At 38.1% G+C, this 1,687-nt stretch carries 2 protein-coding genes; both read right to left on the bottom strand.

The features are described from left to right. A partial coding sequence (locus AB0D57_RS47700; protein ID WP_362088770.1) for a transposase occupies positions 1 to 827 on the bottom strand: 827 nt, incomplete at its 3' end. Between the two features lie 380 nt (positions 828 to 1,207). Continuing rightward, on the bottom strand, positions 1,208 to 1,687 hold a 480-nt coding region (locus AB0D57_RS47695), incomplete at its 5' end, for a transposase (RefSeq protein WP_362088769.1).

Here is a 1,687-nt window from a genome sequence, read left to right as displayed (position 1 = left end):
CTACGTATTATGCTATACTCTTCAAGCCTTTCGGCTATCGACTCCATTTTACTGATACATTGTTCTTTCTGAAGGAGAAGCTCTTGAAACCGTTTAGCATATACACGAACTTGATCACAAACCACATCTGTTGAAGACGCGGCGGGGTAAGATTGCTTTGCGGCCTCTATTAATTCAACAGCTTTTTCTTCTGCTTTGTTTACTGCCATTCGTTTATTTGTGTTTGCGAGTATTCGATTTTTAATGATTGTTTTTGAATGATTCAAGACTAGATCTGGATGAGGGTATAATTGTACTACGTTTAGGAACAGTTCAGACTTGGTCGTGAAGATATTCTCGAGTTCAGGAAATGTTTCCTGGACGACCTTATGCAATCGACTGCGGGTGACGCTCAATTCATCATCCAATTCGCTGTAGTGTCTCGATAATCGTTTTAACTGACGGTAAACATCATTGGAATCTGTTTCAATCCGTCTTTCGTGCGTAAAGTGTGTGAGTGCCAATCGATGTGCATCACTTCGGTCCGTTTTGTGAATCCGTAAGGAATCACATTGGAGTTTTGCTTCCAAGGGATTTAATAGGCAATAACTATAGTTGTTCTCTTGCATGAAACGTTCCAATGTTCTTGAATAGACTCCTGTAGATTCAAATACGATATGAGGTTGCTCATCATATCCTTCAATTAAGTCATCAATTAACTTTTTAAGGTCCATAAATCCCGGACGATTGTGCGCAATTTCCTTTTCCAACTGACATTTTTTCAGCGCGTTATAGACAACCATATAACTCTTTCCCATACTAATATCAAAGGCGATGACATGTTTCATGTTCTCCCTCCCTATGTGTTTTGAAGTCTTCACATTAGCCTTATTGATTCCCATTTCTTATACACGATCTCAAAGGATCCAACATACTTAAACCTGATTCAAATAAGGTTGTGAAGTAGGTCAGTTTTTTTTACGGATTCAAGATCCAAAGAGCTGCCCGACCTATTCTTCACCTCTACTATATAAAAAAATAGTAGTACGAACCAATGCCTTGGTCTGCACTACTAATCTTAGTATGTTTCTTACGATTAGTCAAGTATCTATAATAACTTTCTTAACTCTCTGATATTATTTTGATAAATTGGGCCATGCCGAATAAGCCTAGTGATTTTTCGATTTTTCATAAGGCTTTAGTATGTTAAACTGATGCTACGACTGTACTAGGGAGCCAACCTGTAGTCGTAGTTTTGATTATGTGTGACAAGAAAGAAGATCGTTTTCAATAACTTGTTTACACATGCGATGGAGGCAACCTTATGACATTTGTTATAGGGTTGCGTTTTTAATTTATCGTAGTACTCAACGATGTGATTTCCACCAAATCGTCGCTGTCTAATCATGTTCTGAACGGTTAGATACATTATTTTACGTAGGTGTTTATTGCCGCGTTTATTAATCTTGTCTTTAGCTATAAACTTCCCGGATTGATACCGCCTAATATCAATACCTGTATAGGCATTCAACTGTCTGTTGTTGTCAAACCTCTGAATGTTCCCAATTTCTGCTATGATTCTGACAGCTGAGTTAGCTCCAATAGCCGGAATACTACGTATTATGCTATACTCTTCAAGCCTTTCGGCTATCGACTCCATTTTACTGATACATTGTTCTTTCTGAAGGAGAAGCTCTTGAAACCGTTT

Source organism: Streptomyces sp. NPDC048275 (genome assembly GCF_040652275.1).
Classification (GTDB): domain Bacteria; phylum Actinomycetota; class Actinomycetes; order Streptomycetales; family Streptomycetaceae; genus Streptomyces.
The sequence above is the reverse complement of the archived record's forward strand: the minus strand, read 5'-3'. Positions and strand labels throughout refer to the sequence as shown.